Raw genomic sequence first — 18,603 nt, forward strand, 5'->3', positions numbered from 1 at the left:
GCTTCCCCGGAGCTATGAGCGGTTCCAACGGATTATGGGCGCTTTCCCGGAGTTATGAGCGGTTCCAACGGATTATGGGCGCTTCCCCGGAGCTATGAGCGGTTCCAGACGAATTATGGGCGCCTCTCCGGAGTTATAAGCGGTTCCAGACGAATTATGGGCCCCTCTCCGGAGTTATGAGCGGTCCCAGACGAATCATGGGCGCTTCCCCGGAGTTATGAGCGGTTTCAACGGATTATGGGCGCTTCCCCGGAGCTATGAGCGGTTCCAGACGAATTATGGGCGCTTCCCCGGAGCTATGAGCGGTTCCAACGAATTATGGGCGCTTCCCCGGAGCTATGAGCGGTTCCAGATGAATTATGAGCGCTTCTCCGGAAAAAACTCAACTTTTCACGCCACTAAAAAAGGAAGGCCGCCAGTTTCGGGCGCCCTTCCTTTATTCATTCATCCAATTACGCGTTCTGCCGAATCTCTGAGCGCAGCGGCTCTGTCCGTCTGTTCCCACGGCAATTCGATATCAGTCCGTCCGAAATGTCCGTATGCTGCCGTTTGTTGATAGATCGGGCGTCGCAGGTCAAGCATTTTGATGATGCCGGCCGGGCGCAGGTCGAACAGCTCTCGGACCAAGTCCACTAATTTGCTCTCTTCAATTTTCCCTGTGCCGAATGTATCAACATTGATCGAGACCGGTTTAGCCACTCCGATTGCGTAAGCCAACTGTACTTCACAACGGTCCGCCAACCCTGCCGCCACGATGTTTTTCGCTACATACCGTGCCGCATAGGAAGCGGAGCGATCGACTTTCGTCGCGTCTTTTCCTGAAAACGCGCCGCCGCCGTGCCGCGCATAACCGCCGTATGTATCGACGATGATTTTCCGGCCTGTCAGACCCGCATCCCCTTGAGGGCCCCCGATGACAAATCTTCCGGATGGATTAATGAAATATTTCGTGTCTTCATCCAACAACTCTTCCGGAACGACCGCACCGATGACGACTTCTTTCACATCACGGGTAATCTGCTCAATAGTCACTTCCGGATGATGCTGCGTCGAGATGACGATCGTGTCGATCCGTACTGGTTTATTTTCATCATCGTATTCCACTGTCACTTGTGTTTTTCCGTCCGGACGCAAATAAGGGAGGATTTCCTCTTTGCGCACTTCGGACAGGCGACGTGACAATTTATGTGCCAAACTGATCGGCAAAGGCATCAATTCCGGTGTTTCATTACAAGCAAATCCGAACATGAGGCCTTGGTCTCCTGCCCCGATTGCTTCTAACTCTTCGTCCGTCATCGTCCCTTCCCGGGCTTCCAATGCTTGGTCGACTCCTGCTGCAATTTCAGGGGATTGCTCATCGATGGAAGTGAGAACAGCCGATGTTTCCCAGTCGAATCCGAATTTCGCGCGTGTATATCCGATTCCCTTCACCGTTTCCCGTACCACTTTCGGAATATCCACATACGTAGTAGTCGTAATTTCACCTGTGACCAAGACAAGCCCTGTCGTGATCGTTGTTTCACAAGCCACCCGTGCATTCGGATCTTCCTTTAAGATGGCGTCGAGGATAGCGTCCGAAATCTGATCGCACATTTTATCCGGATGGCCCTCGGTTACAGATTCTGAAGTGAACAATTTACGGTTTGACATACAATTTCCTCCTATATCCTACGAGATTGATACGGTACTCATAAGTCCCATGTTAAGTTTGTCCAGATTGAAGTACAAACTTTAAGCCATTTCGAGCTTTAACACGAGGGATAAAGGGCAATCTAATAAAAAAAGCCCTTCACTCACGTAAAAACATGAGGAAAGGCATGATTTCGAAAAGCACCTTTCACTCTTATCGTTCAAGGAATTCTACCTTGGTCCAGGTTTGGCACCTTCTCGCAGACGATCATGTCTTTGCAGGTTGCCGGGTTTCATAGGGCCTGACCCCTCCACCAGCTCGGGATAAGAGTATCCGTTCATACCTATGCTACGAAATTTTTTCTTCCTTGTCAACAATGTTTGGCAATTGTGTCTAATTCATTGCGGTTGCAAATTAGTGTAGATTATTATTGGTAATGTGTTATACTATTCGTGAATTATGATGGACACCCAAAAATTTAGGGATTATATGCAAAGGACGGTACTTACATTATGATTTCAGCGAAAATTGGCGATGCACTAAAAAATCTTCTTGCAGGAGAAAATGTAAACATCCAGCTTTCGGTGCCACAACTGGTCGAAAAGGCGACTTCCCGTGGAGAGGCTCAGCTTACAGCAGACGGAGCCATCACTGCGCGGACAGGAAAATATACAGGACGTTCCCCGGAAGATAAGTATATCGTCGAGGAAGCGTCTTCCAAAGACAAAATCGACTGGGGCAAAGTGAACCGGCCGATTTCCTCCGAAATTTTCGATTCCTTATATACGAAAGTGCTGGATCACCTTTCCAAAAAGGATGAGCTTTTCGTCTTCAAAGGATTTGCAGGTGCAGACAAGGACTCTCGCTTGGCTATCCAAGTCGTCAACGAATATGCCTGGCAGAACCTCTTCGTCCACCAATTGTTCATCCGTCCGACGGAAGAAGAATTGAAAACGCACGAAGCCCAGTTCACCATTCTGGCGGCTCCTTCATTCAAGGCTGATCCGGCTGTAGACGGTACTCGTTCCGAGACTTTCATCATCGTTTCGCTTGAAAAGCGCATTGTCTTGATCGGTGGTACGGAATATGCTGGGGAAATGAAAAAATCCATCTTCTCCATCATGAACTACCTTCTGCCTGAACAAGGCGTCCTTCCGATGCACTGCTCGGCAAACGTCGGCGAAGCAGGCGATGTCGCCCTATTCTTCGGCCTTTCCGGCACAGGGAAAACAACACTTTCAGCGGATGCCGACCGCAAACTGATCGGTGACGATGAGCACGGTTGGTCCGATAATGGCGTCTTCAACATCGAAGGCGGATGCTATGCAAAATGCATCAACTTGTCCGAAGAGAAAGAACCGGAAATCTTCGGTGCGATCAAATTCGGATCGGTTCTGGAAAACGTCGTTATCGACGAAAATACACGCATTCCGGATTACGATGATAACTCGTTGACGGAAAATACGCGTGCAGCTTACCCGATCCAGAATATCGAGAACATCGTCACACCGTCTGTCGCAGGCCACCCGAAAACCATCGTCTTCTTGACGGCGGATGCATTCGGCGTATTGCCTCCGATTTCAAAGCTGACGAAGGAACAAGCGATGTACCACTTCCTCAGCGGATTCACTTCCAAATTGGCAGGTACAGAACGCGGCGTCACTTCTCCGGAAGCGACATTCTCCACCTGCTTCGGATCACCGTTCCTACCGCTTCCAGCGATGGTCTATGCGGAAATGCTAGGAAATAAAATCGACGAGCACAACGCACAAGTCTTCCTTGTCAACACAGGCTGGACTGGCGGCGTCTACGGCGTCGGGAAGCGGATGGATCTGAAATATACACGTGCGATGGTCCGCGAAGCATTGGCGGGCAACCTGAACGACGTGGAAACGGAAACGAATGAAGTCTTTGGACTCCAAATGCCGGTTGCCATCGAAGGCGTTCCAAGCGAAGTATTGAACCCACGCAACGCTTGGGCTGATCCAGCAGCTTATGATGAAAAAGCATCAGAATTGGCAGGCCTCTTCCGTGAAAACTTCAAGAAATTCGGTCATGTATCAGAAGAAATCGTCCAAAAAGGCGGACCGATTGCATAAAAACAAAACCAGGAACCCTCCGACGAGGTTCCTGGTTTTTTATTGGTGACAGTCCCCCTTATAATTCCGACATTATTCCGAATTGCTTCAAAATTATCCTGTCTATCACCTTATAAATTTTGCTCTTTCATCCAGAGGCAGGCGTCGCGGACGGTTTTTGCGTTGATGGCAGGCGGGAAATAGTGGGTGTAGTCAGGGAAATACCAAGTATCGTACGGCTTCCCGTGTTCGCGTAACGCATCTTCCAATAGGATCGCTTGTTCAAAGGAGACATTTTCGTCTTTCATTCCGTGGATTATTAAAACAGGACACGCAATTTCATTCACCCGGAATAGGGCGGTCCGGTCCCGATATTCATCCGGCATATTATTCGGCGTGCCTCCAATGACGCGTTTCATCATCCGACGCATATCTTTCCGTTCCTTATATGTAAAAACGACATCCGAGACACCTGCCCAAGTGACGACGGACGTAATGTCTTCACGTAGAATGGCTGTCCATAATGCCATGATGCCTCCCCTTGAAAAGGCGAACAGGTGAATCCTTCCATCCCGCAGTTTCAAGGACTGTTTTAAGACATCCACCGCATGGACCGCATCCAACCGATCGGCGCCGGCGAATTCGTCCCGTCCTTCCCCTCCTCGGTTCCCACGATAATACGGGGCGAATACGACAAACCCTTGCGACGCGAACTGGGCGATGCGGGCGGGCCGGACCATGCCGACATGTTGGATACCGCCGCGCAAATAGAGGAGCCCTTCATACTCCCCTTCCGCAATCGGCTCAGCGAGAAGCCCTTTCACTCTCAGACCATCCGACCAATAGGTGATTTCCTCCAATCGGACATGCGGATTTGGGGAAGGATAAGGTCTTCGGGAATAAATCATTCCATCACTCTGCATATGATTCCACCCGCTTTCTGATCTTTTCCATCCCGGTGCCTTTCATATGGAAACTTAAATCAGCACAGGCATCGACCTCTTCGTCCGTGAGCCACAAAGCGCCTTCGGTTTCATGAAGTTCCGGATTCAGTTCGATTGAGTCGACTTTCCCCGTGAAAACCGCCTTGCAAAATGTCTGGTTGCTGCGGACCACGTATTCGGCCACGTAGGTCAGGCCGGAAATGGAAACGCCGGTTTCCTCCATCGTCTCACGGACGGCAGCCTCCTCGATCGTTTCCCCCTCTTCCGCTTTTCCACCAGGGAACTCGATTCCGCGTCCGGGATGCCGTGTCATCAGCCATTTGCCTTCATGCTTCAGCACAACGAGGACGTGTCTCGCTTCCATTCCATCCGGATTCTTACCAAATGTCAGCTCTACACGTCCACCGTTGACATCCGTAAAAACCATCATGTCACTTCACATCCTTTTATTAAGTGTAGCGAAGGACAAAACCGTTTTCAACGGAAATATGGCAGCTGTTCAATGAACCGCTTCGACTCCTCATCTGTGAATTCATGAATCAGCGCATAGATCATCATCGTTCTCCGATCCACGTCATGGTTGTCTTTATCATAATGGTACGGAACGTAAGGAAGATGGGCACGAAAGAAATTCCGGATTTCCAAATAGTCCATCTGATTGAAAATCCTCTTGAATACAGGCGCAGCCTCCCTCGTGATTTCCACTTCATATTCCCACGGCGAGTCCTGGGGATACGGGTACACTTGCTGATTGGCGACCGAGACGTATAACTTCATCTTTTCCATACGAACCATCCTTTTTTTCACTTAGTATGGTCCGTGAAAAATAAAACATGCACCTCCGTCATGGAGATGCATGTCTCTTCCGCACATTAAGCTTTCACATCGACGGCAATCCCTTTAGTAGGATGTGCGGCAACCGGCTGCGCCGGTAAACTGTCCAACATTTCTGTCGCTGCCGCTGTGTTCATCGAGAGGGCTTTCGTCATCACACTCATTTGGACAGTGGACTGCAAACTGCGCAATTGGCTGGCCATCATGGAGTTGATATCCATTTCCCATCCCTCCTTTCACACTTCTACTATCGGTTTTCCCGTAGGATTTTCAAGGAAGGATTATTTATTGTCCTCTCCAAGGAACGCGTTCAGCATCCACTGGTGTTTCTCGATGCTTTGATATGTCGCGTTCAATAAGTCCTCAGTCATATCATCGCCGTCCTTTGCAGCAAGTTCCATCCCCTTTTTCAGCGATTTCATGATTTTATCGAAATCATCCACCAAGGTTTGAACCATGGCTTCAGCCTTCTCGCTTCCTACCGCTTCTTCCACGACGGATTGCTCAAGATGCTCTTTCAACGTAGCAACCGGATTTCCGCCTAGTGTCAAAATACGCTCTGCGATTTCGTCCATATGGAGCGTAGCCTCATTATAGAGTTCCTCGAATTTCGTGTGGAGGGTAAAGAATTGATTCCCTTTCACATACCAATGATAATTATGGAGTTTCGCATACATGACCGACCATGTGGAAACTTGTGTGTTCAACTCTTCCAACAGTTCTTTGGACATAAAAAACCAGCTCCTTTTTCTACTCTGATCCCATTCAGCGATCGTTGAATCATGGATGATGGAAGGCCTTTGCCGAATGAAAAATCATCTCTCTTTTAATTTACCACAGATAGCTCTAGAATAAACATAATGACATATTCAGGAGTAAATACTTTGAAAAAATTGCTGATCGGTTTAATTAAAATATATCAAAAAGCGATATCTCCCCTGACACCTCCTTCTTGCCGCTTCTACCCGACTTGTTCCCATTATGGGATAGAGGCCATTACAAAACATGGCGCGTGGAAAGGAGGTTGGTTGACCATCAGACGGATTTCAAAATGCCATCCATTCCATGAAGGCGGATTTGATCCTGTTCCGGATAAAATGGAAGAAAAGAAAAAGTTGTAAGTTCGGTCTTATGAACCGGACTTTTTTCTTCTGTATAAATAAGTTGTCAAATCCCCGACTCTTATGTATGATAAAAAAGCGCACTATCTAAATCGTAATCATTACTATTAACAAAAGGAGATTCAAATGATGGGATTCAAACGATTTTTTATTTTATGTCTATCGGTTCTTCTCCTGCTGGGCGCTTGCGGCAAGAATGAAAAGAACGAAGCGAATGGGAAGGAAGAGGAAGCATTGACTGTCTATACGACGGTTTATCCGCTTCAGTATTTTGCGGAACGGATTGGCGGCAGCCATGTCGACGTCCAATCCATTTATCCTGCCGGGGCTGATGAGCATACATTCGACCCGACCCAAAAGGACATGATGGCCCTAGCCGACGCGGATTTATTTTTCTATATTGGGCTTGGGTTGGAAGGTTTTGTGGAAAATGCGAGGAAAACTTTGAAAAATGAGCATGTGAAATTGATTCCGACCGCTGAAAGGATTCCCGAGGAGCAGCTTGGAGAAGGACATAGCCATGAAGACGAGGAGCATGGGCATGACGATGGAGGATGGGATGGCCATGGGCACGAATCTCATCTACATGACCCACATGTATGGATATCGCCGAATCTGAGCATCGCGCTTGCATCTTCTATTAAAGAGGCGCTTGTTGAAGCAGCGCCTGAGGCAAAAGAGGAGTTTGAAAAGAATTTTGGGCAATTGAAAGTGGAATTGGAGCAACTGGACAAACAATTCCAGAAAATGGCCGAGGAGGCTCCGAATAAAGCCTTTTTCGTGTCCCATGCAGCGTTCGGTTATTTGGCGGACCGCTACGGTTTGGACCAAGTCGCAGTCGCGGGCCTGAATTCACAAAGCGAACCATCCCAAAAACAACTAGCGATTCTTGTCAATGAAGCAAAAGAAAAGGACATCAAATATGTCCTGTTTGAACAGAATGTCTCATCCCGATTGACGGAAGTCATCCGCAAGGAAATCGGGGCGGAATCACTGACACTCCATAATTTGGGCGTGTTGACAAAGGAAGATGTAGAAGAGGAAGAAACTTATTTCACATTGATGGAACATAATTTGGAAGCATTGCGCACCGCGCTAAGTGGTGAATGAGAAGGGGTTGTCCAGAAAGTGGATTTTCCGGTTGAACACGCAAATAGCAAGGGCTCTGGTCGCTTTCCGCGGGCCAGCCGACGAGCCTCCTCCGGCTTACAGCCGTGCGGGGTCTCGTCGGCCGGCTTTCCCGCAGGAGTCTCCCGGCGCCCTTGCTTTTTGCTGGTATCCAACTCTGTGCCTGGACTTTTCGGACAGCCCTTTTGTGGAAATTGGAATTTCGGACAAAATAGGACAGTTTCATGCTGAACCAATGCGGCCCGTACGCGCCAGGACAGTTTCACGAATTGTCCTTACAGTTCGCACGCGCCAGGACAGATTCATGAATTGTCCTTACCGTTCAGGAAATTGCCATGACAGTTCGCCAAGCGCATTAATCCGAACGGCCCGAATTCCCACGGCCTTCTTGTTGAGCCGCCCACTGTTTCAATTCGCGCCGCAGCAGTTTATTGGACGCGTTGCGAGGTAACTGGTCCACAAAGTAGTATGCTTTCGGCAATTTATAGCGGGCCAGTCTCTCTTCGCAAAATGCGGTCAGCGTATCCTCCGTCACCTCGCCTTGCTTCACGACGAACGCCACCGGTACGCTTCCCCATTCCGGGTCGGCTTGTCCGCAGACGCCCGCCTCCAACACAGCTGGATGCGAAGCAAGGACGTTTTCGATTTCGGCCGGATAAATATTTTCCCCGCCGGAAATGATCAAGTCCGAACGCCGGTCGACAATGAATAAATACCCTTCTGCGTCAATGTAACCGAGATCCCCTGTCGGCAACCAGCCGTCCCGCAGCGGATCTTCCGTCGCCGCATGACCGATATACCCTGGCGTGACATGCGGGCCTCGGATGAGCACTTCCCCGACATCTCCTGCAGCTTGAGCGCCGTTTATTTTGATTTGGTTAAAAAAGAGCGGCTTCCCTGCGGACCCGATTTTCCGAATGGCATCCTGCGCAGCCAACGTGGCCGTTTGGGAGCTCGTTTCAGTCATGCCATATGTTTGCAGGACTGGCATGTTCCGTTCTGCGGCTCGTTCCAAATAGTTCACCGGCACCGGCCCTCCTCCGGGAAGCATGGTCCGGAAGGAAGGATGCGCCACCTCATTCTGCTTCTCCAGTTCCTGCAAAATCCGATTCAACATCGTGGCTACAACGGACATCCGAGTCACTGTCCCTTGTCGGATTTCCTCTGCCGCAGCAACCGCTTCAAATTTCTCGTACAATCTCACTTCCATCCCGTAAAGCAGCGAACGGACTAAGATGGAGAAGCCGCTGATATGGAACAACGGCATCGCGCACAGCCAGACATCCTTTTCCTCCAGCCCGAGGTTCAGCACGGAAGACAATGCACTGGATGTGTGATTCCCGGCAGTCTGGCGGACGCCTTTTGGCAATCCGGTTGTTCCTGATGTATACATGATTGTGATTGTGCGATCGGGTCCCCATAACTCTTGAGGCGTATGCTCTAGGCTTTGTCCCGCCTCCACTTCCGAAAACAGGAGAATCGGCAAATCGGAATGGACAAGATGACGCAGTGAATCTTGGACCAACACCGTCGCGGCTTCCGAATCCTTCACTTGCCACTTAAGCTCCTCCGCAGTCAGCCGGCTGTTCAGCATGACGATTTCCAGATCGGCCAACAGGCACGCCTGTATCATGAAGACCATTTCCGGATTGGACGATCCGAGTAATGCGATACGGCTATCGGAGGCTAGGCCTTGCCCTTTCAACTTCCCGGCAAGCTGTAGAGCCCTGTCTTTCATCTCTAGAAAGGTCCAATGCTCCTCGCCGAACGAAAAGGCGGTTTTGTGCGGTGTCAAATAAGCGCGCTGCATGAGCCAGTTTGGAATCATGCAATCACCCTCCTTTCGTTAGAAAAGGGGCTGTCCAGAAAGTGGATTTTCCGGTTAAACACGCAAAAAGCAAGGGCTCTGGTCGCTTTCCGCGGGCCAGCCGACGAGCCTCCTCCGGCTTACAGCCGTGTGGGGTCTCGTCGGCCGGCTTTCCCGCAGGAGTCTCCCGGCGCCCTTGCTTTTTGCTAGTATCCAACTCTGTTCCTGGACTTTTCGGACAGCCCCTCTTAATTACAGATTAAGGGAAACGCGGGAATTGTCCGAAGTCCGGTTTGCGTTTCTCTTTGAACGCATCGCGTCCCTCTTTCGCTTCATCCGTTGTATAGTATAGGAGCGTCGCATCGCCGGCAAGCTGTTGCAAACCAGCCAAGCCGTCCGTATCGGCATTCATCGCCGCTTTGATGAAACGAAGGGCAGTCGGGCTCATCGCCAACATCTCCTCACACCATTTCACTGTTTCATCTTCCAATTGCTCATACGGTACAACCGTATTGACTAGGCCCATCTCCAACGCTTGCTGTGCATCGTATTGACGGCAGAGGTACCAAATTTCCCGTGCTTTCTTATGGCCTATGATACGAGCCAGATACCCGGAACCGTATCCTGCATCAAATGACCCGACTTTTGGACCCGTTTGCCCGAATCGAGCGTTTTCGGCAGCAATCGTCAAATCACAAACGACATGAAGGACATGGCCTCCGCCGATTGCATAACCAGCAACCATTGCGACAACCGGTTTTGGAATGACGCGGATCAGCCGCTGCAGATCCAATACGTTCAGACGCGGAATTTCATCTTCCCCGACGTAACCGCCGTGGCCGCGAACCGATTGGTCTCCGCCTGAACAGAACGCCATCTCCCCTTCGCCTGTCAGGATGATGACTCCGATGCTCTCATCATCACGGGCTCGCGTAAAGGCATCAATCAGTTCCGCTGTTGTTTTCGGTCTGAAGGCATTCCGCACTTCTGGACGGTTGATCGTCACTTTGGCAATCCCATTGTACTTTTCATATTTAATATCTTCGTATGTACGAATTGTTTCCCATTGACGTGTCATTTTACTCCTCCTCTAATTTACATACTTCTCTATCATTGTAGCAAAAACATCCGGTTTTTCCACATGAATCGCATGGCCCGCTCCCAAAACGGTCTTTTGGACGCTATTGGGCAATTGCGCGGCCATTTCCCGGGAAATATTGACGAATTTCTTGTCGAACTCCCCCGTAATAAGAAGAACGGGAACATCCAGTTTTTCGAGTTCATCCCAATAGGAGCGCTGACATCCTGTTCCCATGCCCCGTAAGCTGTTCGCCAGACCGATCTCACATTGACTTAGACGTTCTTCCCGAATAGCAATGCGGGTCTTTTCAACCAAAGCTTTTTGCGAATCAAATATAGGGATGTTTTCCCACCTATCAACAAAAGCAATAAGCCCCTTATCGATGATTTCATCGGCAAGCTGATTGTCCGCTTTTTTCCGGGACTCCCTCTCCTCTTTCCCTTGCAGCCCAGGCGAGGCGCTTTCGAGAATCAACCTATCCACTTTTTCAGGGAATTCCACCGCGTAGGCAAGTGCCGTGCGCCCGCCCATCGAATACCCGAGCAAAGTGAAACGTTCCAGGCCAAGCTGTTTTACCACGTCATCGAGGTCCTTGATTTGCTCCTCCATCGAATAACGGCTAGCTTCCGAAGGCTTTGCCGTCTTTCCATGGCCGATTAAATCAATAGCAATCGTACGGAACCGTCCCTTCAGCCGTCGGGAAATTTCATGCCAGGAACGCGTGCTTCCTGTGAATCCATGTAGCATGACAATCGTCGGGAGATGGACGTCCCCTTGGATTTCCACATATACCTCTATTCCCCTTACCGATAACACCCTATCATTCAATCGAATCGATCCCTTCCATGATCTTCGCCCAAAGCTCTCGATGCGCTTTGACATTCGACGGTCGATCCGTAAACACCTCAATGATACGGACCGGTTTCGTTTTCGGCTCGGAAAGCACTTCCGCAAACTGTTCAGGAGTCCGCACATCAGAATATTGAGCGTCATACATCGCAGCAATATGATGGAACGTCAGCCCGGTCGGCGTTCCGAATAATTGCTCGAAATGCTGGCTCACTTGGGATTGCGACAGATAGGAAAAGATGCCGCCCCCATCATTATTCATAATTACAATCGTCAAATCCGTCTCTTGGAAGCGAGTGATGATCAGTCCATTGACGTCATGGAGAAAGGACAAATCCCCGATCAACAACCAAGTCGGCCGTTTCCGTGTCTCTTGGACACCGAATGCAGAGGAAATGACGCCGTCGATTCCATTTGTACCCCGATTCGCAAATATCGCAATGTCCCGTTCCGTTTTTCGGAAGAACGTATCGACATCCCGGATCGGCATGCTGCTTCCGCTAAATAAATCGCTCCCATCCGGCAAATGTTCGAATAGCATCTTGGCGTAGATCCCTTCGTCGCCGATACTGCCTGCATAATTGGATGTAATATCGAATGCGATCTCATTCGCCTGCGCCCAAAGCTCTGCATAGGACGAATCGGAGCCGGAGACCTCAAGTTGCCAGACCGCTTCGGGCGATGCCTGGATATGATGCGTCGCCACTCCGAAAGGATCGCGGAATTCCGGCGATTCATCCACGACGAGCACTGTCGATGGCCGCATGCCCGATAAATAAAGTGCCAATGGCTTCGACACAGGATGCGTACCGAAACGGATCACCGTCTGAGGGACCGCTTTCTCTTGGAAACTTCCACTCTTCAATATGGCGTCGTAATGGTCGATGCAAAGCGATGAACAAGATGCCGGTACTTCCGAACGGAGTTGAGATAAAGGATCGCAAAGAACCGGCCAGCCCAACTGCTGTGCAAATTGCCAAAAGGCAGCTTTATCCACTGTCACAGGCAACTCGCCGACAACGATCAATCCATTGTTCGAATTCGTCAATACATCGACGATCTCCCGTTTGGCGTTTTCATCCAGGCGGTCATTTGAACGGACCCACCCTTGGAACGTCGTTGGCGACGCCGGCAAATCGAAGTCGATCAAAAGCGGTTCCCGGAAGGGCATATTCAAATGGACGGGACCTTGCGGAACGGTCTGCGCCACCGATAGGGCCCTGCGGATATGGCGATCGATAAAATCGTCCATGACGGCATTCTCTTCAGCCATAGGGAAATCGACGCTATACTTCACATGGCCGCCGTACATCCGGATTTGATCAATTGCCTGAGGGGCGCCGACTTCCCTTAATTCATGCGGCCGATCCGCTGTAATGACAACGAGCGGAATCCGTGCATAATAGGCTTCGGTGACAGCGGGGTGATAATTGGAAGCCGCCGTGCCGGACGTACAAAGCAAGGCGACGGGCTGCCCGGATGCCTTGGCCATTCCAAGTGCATAATAAGCCGCGGAACGCTCGTCCACCTGGATATGCGTCTGCAAGTCAGGCGTCGAAGCAAACGCATAGGCAAGCGGGGTGGAGCGGGATCCAGGGCTGATGACCGCCGACCGGACGCCTGCTTGGAGCAGTGCCCCTGTAATCCGCCGTACGTGTGCGGTCAATATTTGACGATTATCCATTCAACTTTCCTCCAAGTGCCCGGAGCACCGGTCTGAATTTGACCCAAGTCTCTTCGTATTCCATGTCCTTCTCGGAATTTGCGACAATTCCGCCCCCTGCATACAAATGAGCGCGTTTCCCATCAAGCAGGCCTGAGCGGATTGCAACGGCGAACTCCCCATTTCCCGCAGTGTCCGTCCAGCCGATCGGTGCTGCATAATAGCCACGATCCATCTTTTCCAACTCCCGGATCATCTCCATTGCGACATCAGTGGGCGAGCCTCCAAGCGCCGGGGTAGGATGAAGCGCACGGACCAAATCAAAAATGTCAGTGCCCTCTTCCAACTCACCGACAACCGGCGTGAACAGATGCTGGATATCCCTGATTTTCATCAGTCTCGGCATCTTCGGCACGCTAACCGATCCACATAACGTTTGGAACACTTCGGAGATCATATGAACCACATATTGATGCTCCTCCCGGTTCTTGCGGTCCCCAAGCAATTCCTCGCCAAGAAGCCTGTCCTCCACGGCAGACTTGCCACGTCGGGTGGAACCGGCGACACAGGCGGAAAATGCCTTTCCGTTTTCAATGCGGATCAGCCTCTCCGGAGTCGCCCCGAAAAACAGCCGGTCATCCATTTGCAAACCGAACTGGTAGCTTTCTTGTTGTTCATTCGTAATATGATGCAACGCTGAAATGGAAGGGATCGGGTCTTGGAAGCGCAAGTCAATGGATCGTGCAATGACCACTTTATCCGCCTCGCCCTCCCTGATCCGTTCCGTTGCTTGTTCCACAGCTGCCAAATAGCCCTCTTTCTCCCGTTCCTCGATTGCGAGCACTTGAGGTTTCGGTACCTCAGGGAATTCCTCCACCTGTGCGATGTGGAGGAGCCTGTCCCGTTCCTCGCGAAGCTTCTCGAATTCCTCCGCGGACGAAGCACGATCCGTCACCAGATTTATAGCTATCATTGTTTTACCGTCCTGGATCTTCAATTGGAAGGAAGGAACGACGAAAAAAGAGGAAGGGAATCCTTTCCATTCCTCCTTCCCTTCCACAACCGGGTCGAATGAAAACCCACCGAACAGTACAGGTTCCATATCCTTTTCCTCTTTGATCAGCGCTTCCCTCAACTGCTTCCAGCTGTTGGATATGCTCGTAAATCGATCTTCCCCGTGGTCTGTCGTCAGAACTGTTGCATGCCCGATTCCGACAAGTGTCAATGTTTTATTTGCATTTTGCCAAAAGAAACGTTCGTTTTTATAACAAGAATCCCCCGCTTCAAAAAATGCCAGAGGAGATATTCGGCCTACATCAATGGTCTCTGTAAAGAAACGAATATCTTTTTGGCCGACGCCGTTCTTGGCGCCCCGAGTAGCGGTCAACTTCCGATTCATTCTGTTCCCTCCGTGTTTTCGTGAAGCTCATAGTATGTTGGTACCTCTATTCTATCATACAGAATTCTTCAAGATTCGGCATTAATTATGCAGGTAGGATGTCCAGAAACTTGATTTTGGAGTACAATAGACACGAGTACTGAATAAAAAGGAGCGAACGAATCTTGCAACAGACGATAAAGGCGGATACCGGCTGGCGCATTTGGTGGAAACTGACGCGTCCCCATACATTGACAGCTGCGTTTGCGCCTGTTTTTTTAGGGACCATGATTGCACTGACGCAAGGACCTATCCATCTTCCTCTATTTTTTGCCATGCTAATCGCAAGTATACTCATTCAAATGGCGACGAATATGTTCAATGAGTATTATGACTATAAAAGAGGACTCGATACGGAACACTCGGTTGGAATCGGCGGTACAATCGTCCGCAATAGGGTGAAGCCGAAAACAGTATTGAATCTCGCACTGGCCCTTTACGGGATTTCCGTCCTGATCGGCATTTATATTTGTTCCGAAACCTCTTGGATGCTTGCTGTGGTCGGGGCACTGTCGATGATGGTCGGCTATTTCTATACAGGAGGCCCTTATCCGATAGCTTATACGCCTTTTGGGGAGTTGTTTTCAGGTGTTGTGATGGGCATGTTCTTGATACTAATCGCCTTTTATATCCAGACGGGAGAAATTACGGGAGAAGCTGTCCTGCTTTCCATTCCGAGCGTGCTTTTGGTTGGTGGGATTATGCTGGCCAATAATATCCGGGATTTGGACAGCGACAAGGAAGGCGGGAGGAGAACACTCGCCATCTTAGTTGGCCGATCCAAAGCAATTACGATATTGATGTCGTTTTTTATCCTTTCGTACATTTGGATTTTGGCGCTCGTCCTTTTCGGTCAATTGACCCCTTGGGCATTACTGATCTTTTTAGCCGTAAAAAAGCCGGCTTCCGCTATTTCGGAGTTCCGGAAAAACCGGATGCCGATCCAGATGATGCCAGCCATGAAAAACACAGCCGTGACCAACACGTTGTTTGCCACGCTGCTCGGGATCGGAATCCTGATTGGGCATTTACTGTAAGCCGGCCTGTAAAACAGCTGAGAATACCTGTTGTGTCTTCAGACAAGTGTTTGGGACCCTATACTTTAGAAAGCCGTGCACGTCGTATAATGACGCGTACGGCTTTTTGACGTGAGGTTTAAACGGTACCTTCGGAAGGGAAATAAAAAGAAAGGACACTACAGAATTCATGAATCAATTCAAAATTGAGCATGCTATAGAAATAACCAAAAAGGACGTGACCTCTATGTTAACCGATCAGCAAAAGCAGACGTTGAAACAAGAGCTGCTTATGATGAAACGCGAATTACGAAAAACAGAACGAGAAACGAATCTAAAAGACAGCTCCCGGGATGAAGTCGGAGAGCTCTCCATGTATGATAACCATCCAGGTGATATGGGTACCGAGCTGTTTGAAAGGGAAAAAGACCTGGCACTCAATATCCACGCGGAGGGAGAACTCGGCAAAGTGGAGCAAGCTTTACAAGCATTGGAGGATGGCTCTTACGGCAAATGCGAAGTATGCCAGACGGAAATTGATTTCGAAAGGCTGGAGGCCCTTCCATACACGACAGTTTGTATCGACCATGTACCGGAAAGGGAAAGAGATGTACCGAGCGACCGACCTTCAGAGGAAGATATCCTTGTTATGGCCAATCCGGACACCTTTGCCGATAAACGAAGATCAAGGGATGGAAAGGACAGTTTTGCAGAAATCGCAGCATCTGGAACTTCAGAGACGCCTTCGGATTTCACTGGGGACTACGATGACTATAACTCACTATATGACAAGGGCCTCATAGACGGCGCATCAGAAGAGATTGAAGAGTTCACGGGCACAGATATGAGCGGGAAAGGACGCGGATTCATCCGAAGCGAGGAAGCACAAGCCTATGAAGAGAGATTGGACGCGGAAGGTCTAGAATCGCCATTAGGAAACATCCCTTATCATATAAAAGACAGTTATGTTGATGACGAGAAAAAATAATGAGGTGGCGGCATCCTGATAGTGTAACGGGGCCGCTTTTTTCATTTGGCGCGGGTATTGCGGAGCTTCCCTGGAGTGTTATAAAGAGATGTTTTCGGATGAGTAAGATGTTTTGATGTTTTGATGTTTTGATGTTTTGATGTTTTGATGTTTTGATGTTTTGATGTTTTGATGTTTTGATGTTTTGATGTTTTGATGTTTTGATGTTTTGATGTTTTGATGTTTTGATAAAACGTTGGGAGGTGGACGGCTAACGTTGTGAAGTTTCACAAAAGCGTTGAGAACTTTCATTGATATGTTATGAGGTTTTACGCAAATGTTTGCTGGATATAGAAAGCTAAGAATTTCAATTGAAAACCAACCTCATCCAAGCTGACAACAGTTCCTAATACTTCACCGGGCTGCTGCAGTTTATGAAAAAAGCGGGAGAATCCTAGTAAACTAGGATTCTCCCGCTTTTTTCATTATGACCCCTACGGGATTCGAACCCGTGTTACCGCCGTGAAAGGGCGGTGTCTTAACCGCTTGACCAAGGGGCCAAACATATGGCGGAGAAGGAGGGATTCGAACCCTCGCGCCGCGTTAGCGACCTATGCCCTTAGCAGGGGCACCTCTTGAGCCTCTTGAGTACTTCCCCATTATATGGCTCCGCAGGTAGGATTCGAACCTACGACCGATCGGTTAACAGCCGATTGCTCTACCACTGAGCTACTGCGGAATGGTGGGCCTAAGTGGACTCGAACCACCGACCTCACGCTTATCAGGCGTGCGCTCTAACCAGCTGAGCTATAGGCCCATTGGAGCGGGTGAAGGGAATCGAACCCTCATCATCAGCTTGGAAGGCTGAGGTTTTACCACTAAACTACACCCGCGTAGAAGGTGGCTCAGGACGGAATCGAACCGCCGACACAAGGATTTTCAGTCCTTTGCTCTACCGACTGAGCTACTGAGCCACATAATATTTATTAGATTTGAATCGGTATTGAATATTCTGTTCAAACCTATGTAAAAAAATAAATGGCGGTCCCGACCGGGATCGAACCGGCGATCTCCTGCGTGACAGGCAGGCATGTTAACCGCTACACCACGGGACCATTTGGTTGCGGGGGCAGGATTTGAACCTGCGACCTTCGGGTTATGAGCCCGACGAGCTACCACTGCTCCACCCCGCGACAATAATATTCGAAAGCCATTATGACTTCAATTGCTTCAAGTCGACACCAATAAGTATACTACAACTTCGGCAATTAAGAAACTCTTTTTTTCAGGTACACCATTTTAGTAAAAATGGCGGAGGAAGAGGGATTCGAACCCCCGCGGGCTTTAACACCCCTGTCGGGTTTCAAGACCGATCCCTTCAGCCAGGCTTGGGTATTCCTCCGTATAGTAACAATAAATTCTGGTGGACCTTGCAGGACTCGAACCTGCGACCGGACGGTTATGAGCCGTCTGCTCTAACCAACTGAGCTAAAGGTCCTTAAGATGGCGGCAGAGGGGATCGAACCCCCGACCTTACGGGTATGAACCGTACGCTCTAGCCAGCTGAGCTACGCCGCCAGGATCTTTATTGGAATTGTTGGTGGAGCCTAGCGGGATCGAACCGCTGACCTCCTGCGTGCAAGGCAGGCGCTCTCCCAGCTGAGCTAAGGCCCCAGAAAGTGGTCGGGAAGACAGGATTCGAACCTGCGACCCCTTGGTCCCAAACCAAGTGCTCTACCAAGCTGAGCTACTTCCCGAAATATATATTGTTGAATATGTGTTGTTGGCGCGCCCGACAGGAGTCGAACCCATAACCTTCTGATCCGTAGTCAGACGCTCTATCCAATTGAGCTACGGGCGCATTTGATATAACTGGTGCCGAGAACCGGAATCGAACCGGTACGGTAGTCACCTACCGCAGGATTTTAAGTCCTGTGCGTCTGCCAGTTCCGCCACCCCGGCAAAATCTGGAGCGGAAGACGGGATTCGAACCCGCGACCCCGACCTTGGCAAGGTCGTATTCTACCACTGAACTACTTCCGCGTTG

General features: G+C 49.8%; 16 protein-coding genes, 16 tRNA genes and 1 riboswitch. Of the genes, 5 read left to right on the forward strand and 27 right to left on the reverse strand.

Annotated elements, in window-relative coordinates:
• Window positions 1-444: 444 nt before the first annotated feature.
• Entirely contained in the window at window positions 445-1,650 is a 1,206-nt protein-coding gene (gene metK, locus OXB_RS00005; RefSeq protein WP_041070645.1) for a methionine adenosyltransferase, read from the reverse strand.
• Window positions 1,651-1,840: 190 nt separating this feature from the next.
• Window positions 1,841-1,960, reverse strand: a riboswitch (SAM riboswitch).
• Between the two features lie 182 nt (window positions 1,961-2,142).
• Between metK and pckA the strand changes: the two genes are divergently transcribed.
• A complete protein-coding gene (gene pckA, locus OXB_RS00010; protein WP_041070648.1) occupies window positions 2,143-3,729 on the forward strand; it encodes a phosphoenolpyruvate carboxykinase (ATP) in 1,587 nt (528 codons plus the stop codon).
• 110 nt (window positions 3,730-3,839) lie between these two features.
• Here the strand turns inward: pckA and OXB_RS00015 are convergent, their stop codons facing one another.
• The 5 genes from OXB_RS00015 to OXB_RS00035 all read right to left on the reverse strand — a co-directional run bounded on the left by OXB_RS00015 (window position 3,840) and on the right by OXB_RS00035 (window position 6,217).
• Window positions 3,840-4,631 carry an alpha/beta hydrolase family protein gene (locus OXB_RS00015; RefSeq protein ID WP_041070650.1) on the reverse strand — a complete coding sequence of 264 codons (792 nt, stop codon included), beginning with the start codon at window positions 4,629-4,631 and terminating at the stop codon, window positions 3,840-3,842.
• Complete coding sequence (locus tag OXB_RS00020) at window positions 4,621-5,082, reverse strand: NUDIX domain-containing protein (protein ID WP_041070652.1); 462 nt, start codon at window positions 5,080-5,082, stop codon at window positions 4,621-4,623. The genes OXB_RS00015 and OXB_RS00020 overlap by 11 nt, the downstream gene beginning before the upstream one ends.
• 47 nt (window positions 5,083-5,129) lie before the next feature.
• Window positions 5,130-5,438: a hypothetical protein gene (locus tag OXB_RS00025; protein WP_041070654.1), complete on the reverse strand. Its 309-nt coding sequence runs from the start codon at window positions 5,436-5,438 to the stop codon at window positions 5,130-5,132.
• Between the two features lie 86 nt (window positions 5,439-5,524).
• Window positions 5,525-5,707, reverse strand: coding sequence for a putative motility protein (locus OXB_RS00030; protein ID WP_041070656.1), 183 nt, complete (start codon window positions 5,705-5,707; stop codon window positions 5,525-5,527).
• A 60-nt stretch (window positions 5,708-5,767) separates the two neighbouring features.
• Window positions 5,768-6,217 carry a Dps family protein gene (locus OXB_RS00035; RefSeq protein ID WP_041070658.1) on the reverse strand — a complete coding sequence of 150 codons (450 nt, stop codon included), beginning with the start codon at window positions 6,215-6,217 and terminating at the stop codon, window positions 5,768-5,770.
• A gap of 153 nt (window positions 6,218-6,370) precedes the next feature.
• Between OXB_RS00035 and yidD the strand changes: the two genes are divergently transcribed.
• Window positions 6,371-6,607 (forward strand): membrane protein insertion efficiency factor YidD, encoded by a 237-nt coding sequence (gene yidD, locus OXB_RS00040; protein ID WP_041070660.1) that lies wholly within the window; start codon window positions 6,371-6,373, stop codon window positions 6,605-6,607.
• A 129-nt stretch (window positions 6,608-6,736) separates the two neighbouring features.
• Window positions 6,737-7,717 carry a metal ABC transporter solute-binding protein, Zn/Mn family gene (locus OXB_RS00045; protein WP_041070662.1) on the forward strand — a complete coding sequence of 327 codons (981 nt, stop codon included), beginning with the start codon at window positions 6,737-6,739 and terminating at the stop codon, window positions 7,715-7,717.
• Between the two features lie 373 nt (window positions 7,718-8,090).
• On the opposite strand, the gene OXB_RS00050 is transcribed toward OXB_RS00045, so the two are convergent.
• The 5 genes from OXB_RS00050 to OXB_RS00070 all read right to left on the reverse strand — a co-directional run bounded on the left by OXB_RS00050 (window position 8,091) and on the right by OXB_RS00070 (window position 14,534).
• Window positions 8,091-9,563, reverse strand: a complete 1,473-nt coding sequence (locus OXB_RS00050; RefSeq protein ID WP_041070664.1) for an o-succinylbenzoate--CoA ligase — start codon at window positions 9,561-9,563, stop codon at window positions 8,091-8,093.
• 238 nt (window positions 9,564-9,801) lie between these two features.
• On the reverse strand, window positions 9,802-10,620 hold the full coding sequence (menB, locus tag OXB_RS00055; RefSeq protein ID WP_041070666.1) for a 1,4-dihydroxy-2-naphthoyl-CoA synthase: 819 nt from the start codon (window positions 10,618-10,620) through the stop codon (window positions 9,802-9,804).
• Window positions 10,621-10,632: 12 nt separating this feature from the next.
• Window positions 10,633-11,451, reverse strand: coding sequence for a 2-succinyl-6-hydroxy-2,4-cyclohexadiene-1-carboxylate synthase (menH, locus tag OXB_RS00060; protein WP_231860334.1), 819 nt, complete (start codon window positions 11,449-11,451; stop codon window positions 10,633-10,635).
• Entirely contained in the window at window positions 11,444-13,156 is a 1,713-nt protein-coding gene (menD, locus tag OXB_RS00065; RefSeq protein WP_041070668.1) for a 2-succinyl-5-enolpyruvyl-6-hydroxy-3-cyclohexene-1-carboxylic-acid synthase, read from the reverse strand. The genes menH and menD overlap by 8 nt, the downstream gene beginning before the upstream one ends.
• Window positions 13,149-14,534: an isochorismate synthase gene (locus OXB_RS00070; RefSeq protein ID WP_041070670.1), complete on the reverse strand. Its 1,386-nt coding sequence runs from the start codon at window positions 14,532-14,534 to the stop codon at window positions 13,149-13,151. Before OXB_RS00070 ends, menD begins: the two co-directional genes overlap by 8 nt.
• A 164-nt stretch (window positions 14,535-14,698) precedes the next feature.
• Here OXB_RS00070 and OXB_RS00075 point away from each other — a divergent pair, with 164 nt between their 5' ends.
• Entirely contained in the window at window positions 14,699-15,610 is a 912-nt protein-coding gene (locus tag OXB_RS00075) for a 1,4-dihydroxy-2-naphthoate polyprenyltransferase (RefSeq protein ID WP_041070672.1), read from the forward strand.
• 226 nt (window positions 15,611-15,836) lie between these two features.
• Window positions 15,837-16,577 carry a TraR/DksA C4-type zinc finger protein gene (locus OXB_RS00080; protein ID WP_041070674.1) on the forward strand — a complete coding sequence of 247 codons (741 nt, stop codon included), beginning with the start codon at window positions 15,837-15,839 and terminating at the stop codon, window positions 16,575-16,577.
• 467 nt (window positions 16,578-17,044) lie between these two features.
• Here the strand turns inward: OXB_RS00080 and OXB_RS00085 are convergent.
• From OXB_RS00085 to OXB_RS00160, 16 genes are all read right to left on the reverse strand, one after another.
• A tRNA-Glu gene (locus OXB_RS00085) sits at window positions 17,045-17,116 on the reverse strand.
• Window positions 17,117-17,123: 7 nt separating this feature from the next.
• Window positions 17,124-17,214, reverse strand: a tRNA-Ser gene (locus tag OXB_RS00090).
• Window positions 17,215-17,220: 6 nt separating this feature from the next.
• Window positions 17,221-17,295: transfer RNA gene (locus tag OXB_RS00095), tRNA-Asn, on the reverse strand.
• Window position 17,296: 1 nt separating this feature from the next.
• Window positions 17,297-17,373: transfer RNA gene (locus OXB_RS00100), tRNA-Ile, on the reverse strand.
• Window positions 17,374-17,375: 2 nt separating this feature from the next.
• Window positions 17,376-17,449 (reverse strand) — tRNA-Gly (locus OXB_RS00105).
• A gap of 8 nt (window positions 17,450-17,457) precedes the next feature.
• Window positions 17,458-17,530 (reverse strand) — tRNA-Phe (locus tag OXB_RS00110).
• 65 nt (window positions 17,531-17,595) lie between these two features.
• Window positions 17,596-17,671 (reverse strand) — tRNA-Asp (locus OXB_RS00115).
• 3 nt (window positions 17,672-17,674) lie between these two features.
• A tRNA-Met gene (locus tag OXB_RS00120) sits at window positions 17,675-17,749 on the reverse strand.
• 116 nt (window positions 17,750-17,865) lie between these two features.
• A tRNA-Ser gene (locus OXB_RS00125) sits at window positions 17,866-17,958 on the reverse strand.
• Between the two features lie 19 nt (window positions 17,959-17,977).
• Window positions 17,978-18,054 (reverse strand) — tRNA-Ile (locus OXB_RS00130).
• 6 nt (window positions 18,055-18,060) lie between these two features.
• Window positions 18,061-18,134: transfer RNA gene (locus OXB_RS00135), tRNA-Met, on the reverse strand.
• Window positions 18,135-18,154: 20 nt separating this feature from the next.
• Window positions 18,155-18,230, reverse strand: a tRNA-Ala gene (locus OXB_RS00140).
• A gap of 6 nt (window positions 18,231-18,236) precedes the next feature.
• Window positions 18,237-18,313 (reverse strand) — tRNA-Pro (locus OXB_RS00145).
• A gap of 27 nt (window positions 18,314-18,340) precedes the next feature.
• Window positions 18,341-18,417 (reverse strand) — tRNA-Arg (locus tag OXB_RS00150).
• 12 nt (window positions 18,418-18,429) lie between these two features.
• Window positions 18,430-18,518 (reverse strand) — tRNA-Leu (locus OXB_RS00155).
• Between the two features lie 6 nt (window positions 18,519-18,524).
• Window positions 18,525-18,599 (reverse strand) — tRNA-Gly (locus OXB_RS00160).
• Between the last annotated feature and the right edge of the window lie 4 nt (window positions 18,600-18,603).

Origin of the sequence: Bacillus sp. OxB-1 (genome assembly GCF_000829195.1) — a bacterium.
GTDB lineage: Bacteria > Bacillota > Bacilli > Bacillales_A > Planococcaceae > Sporosarcina.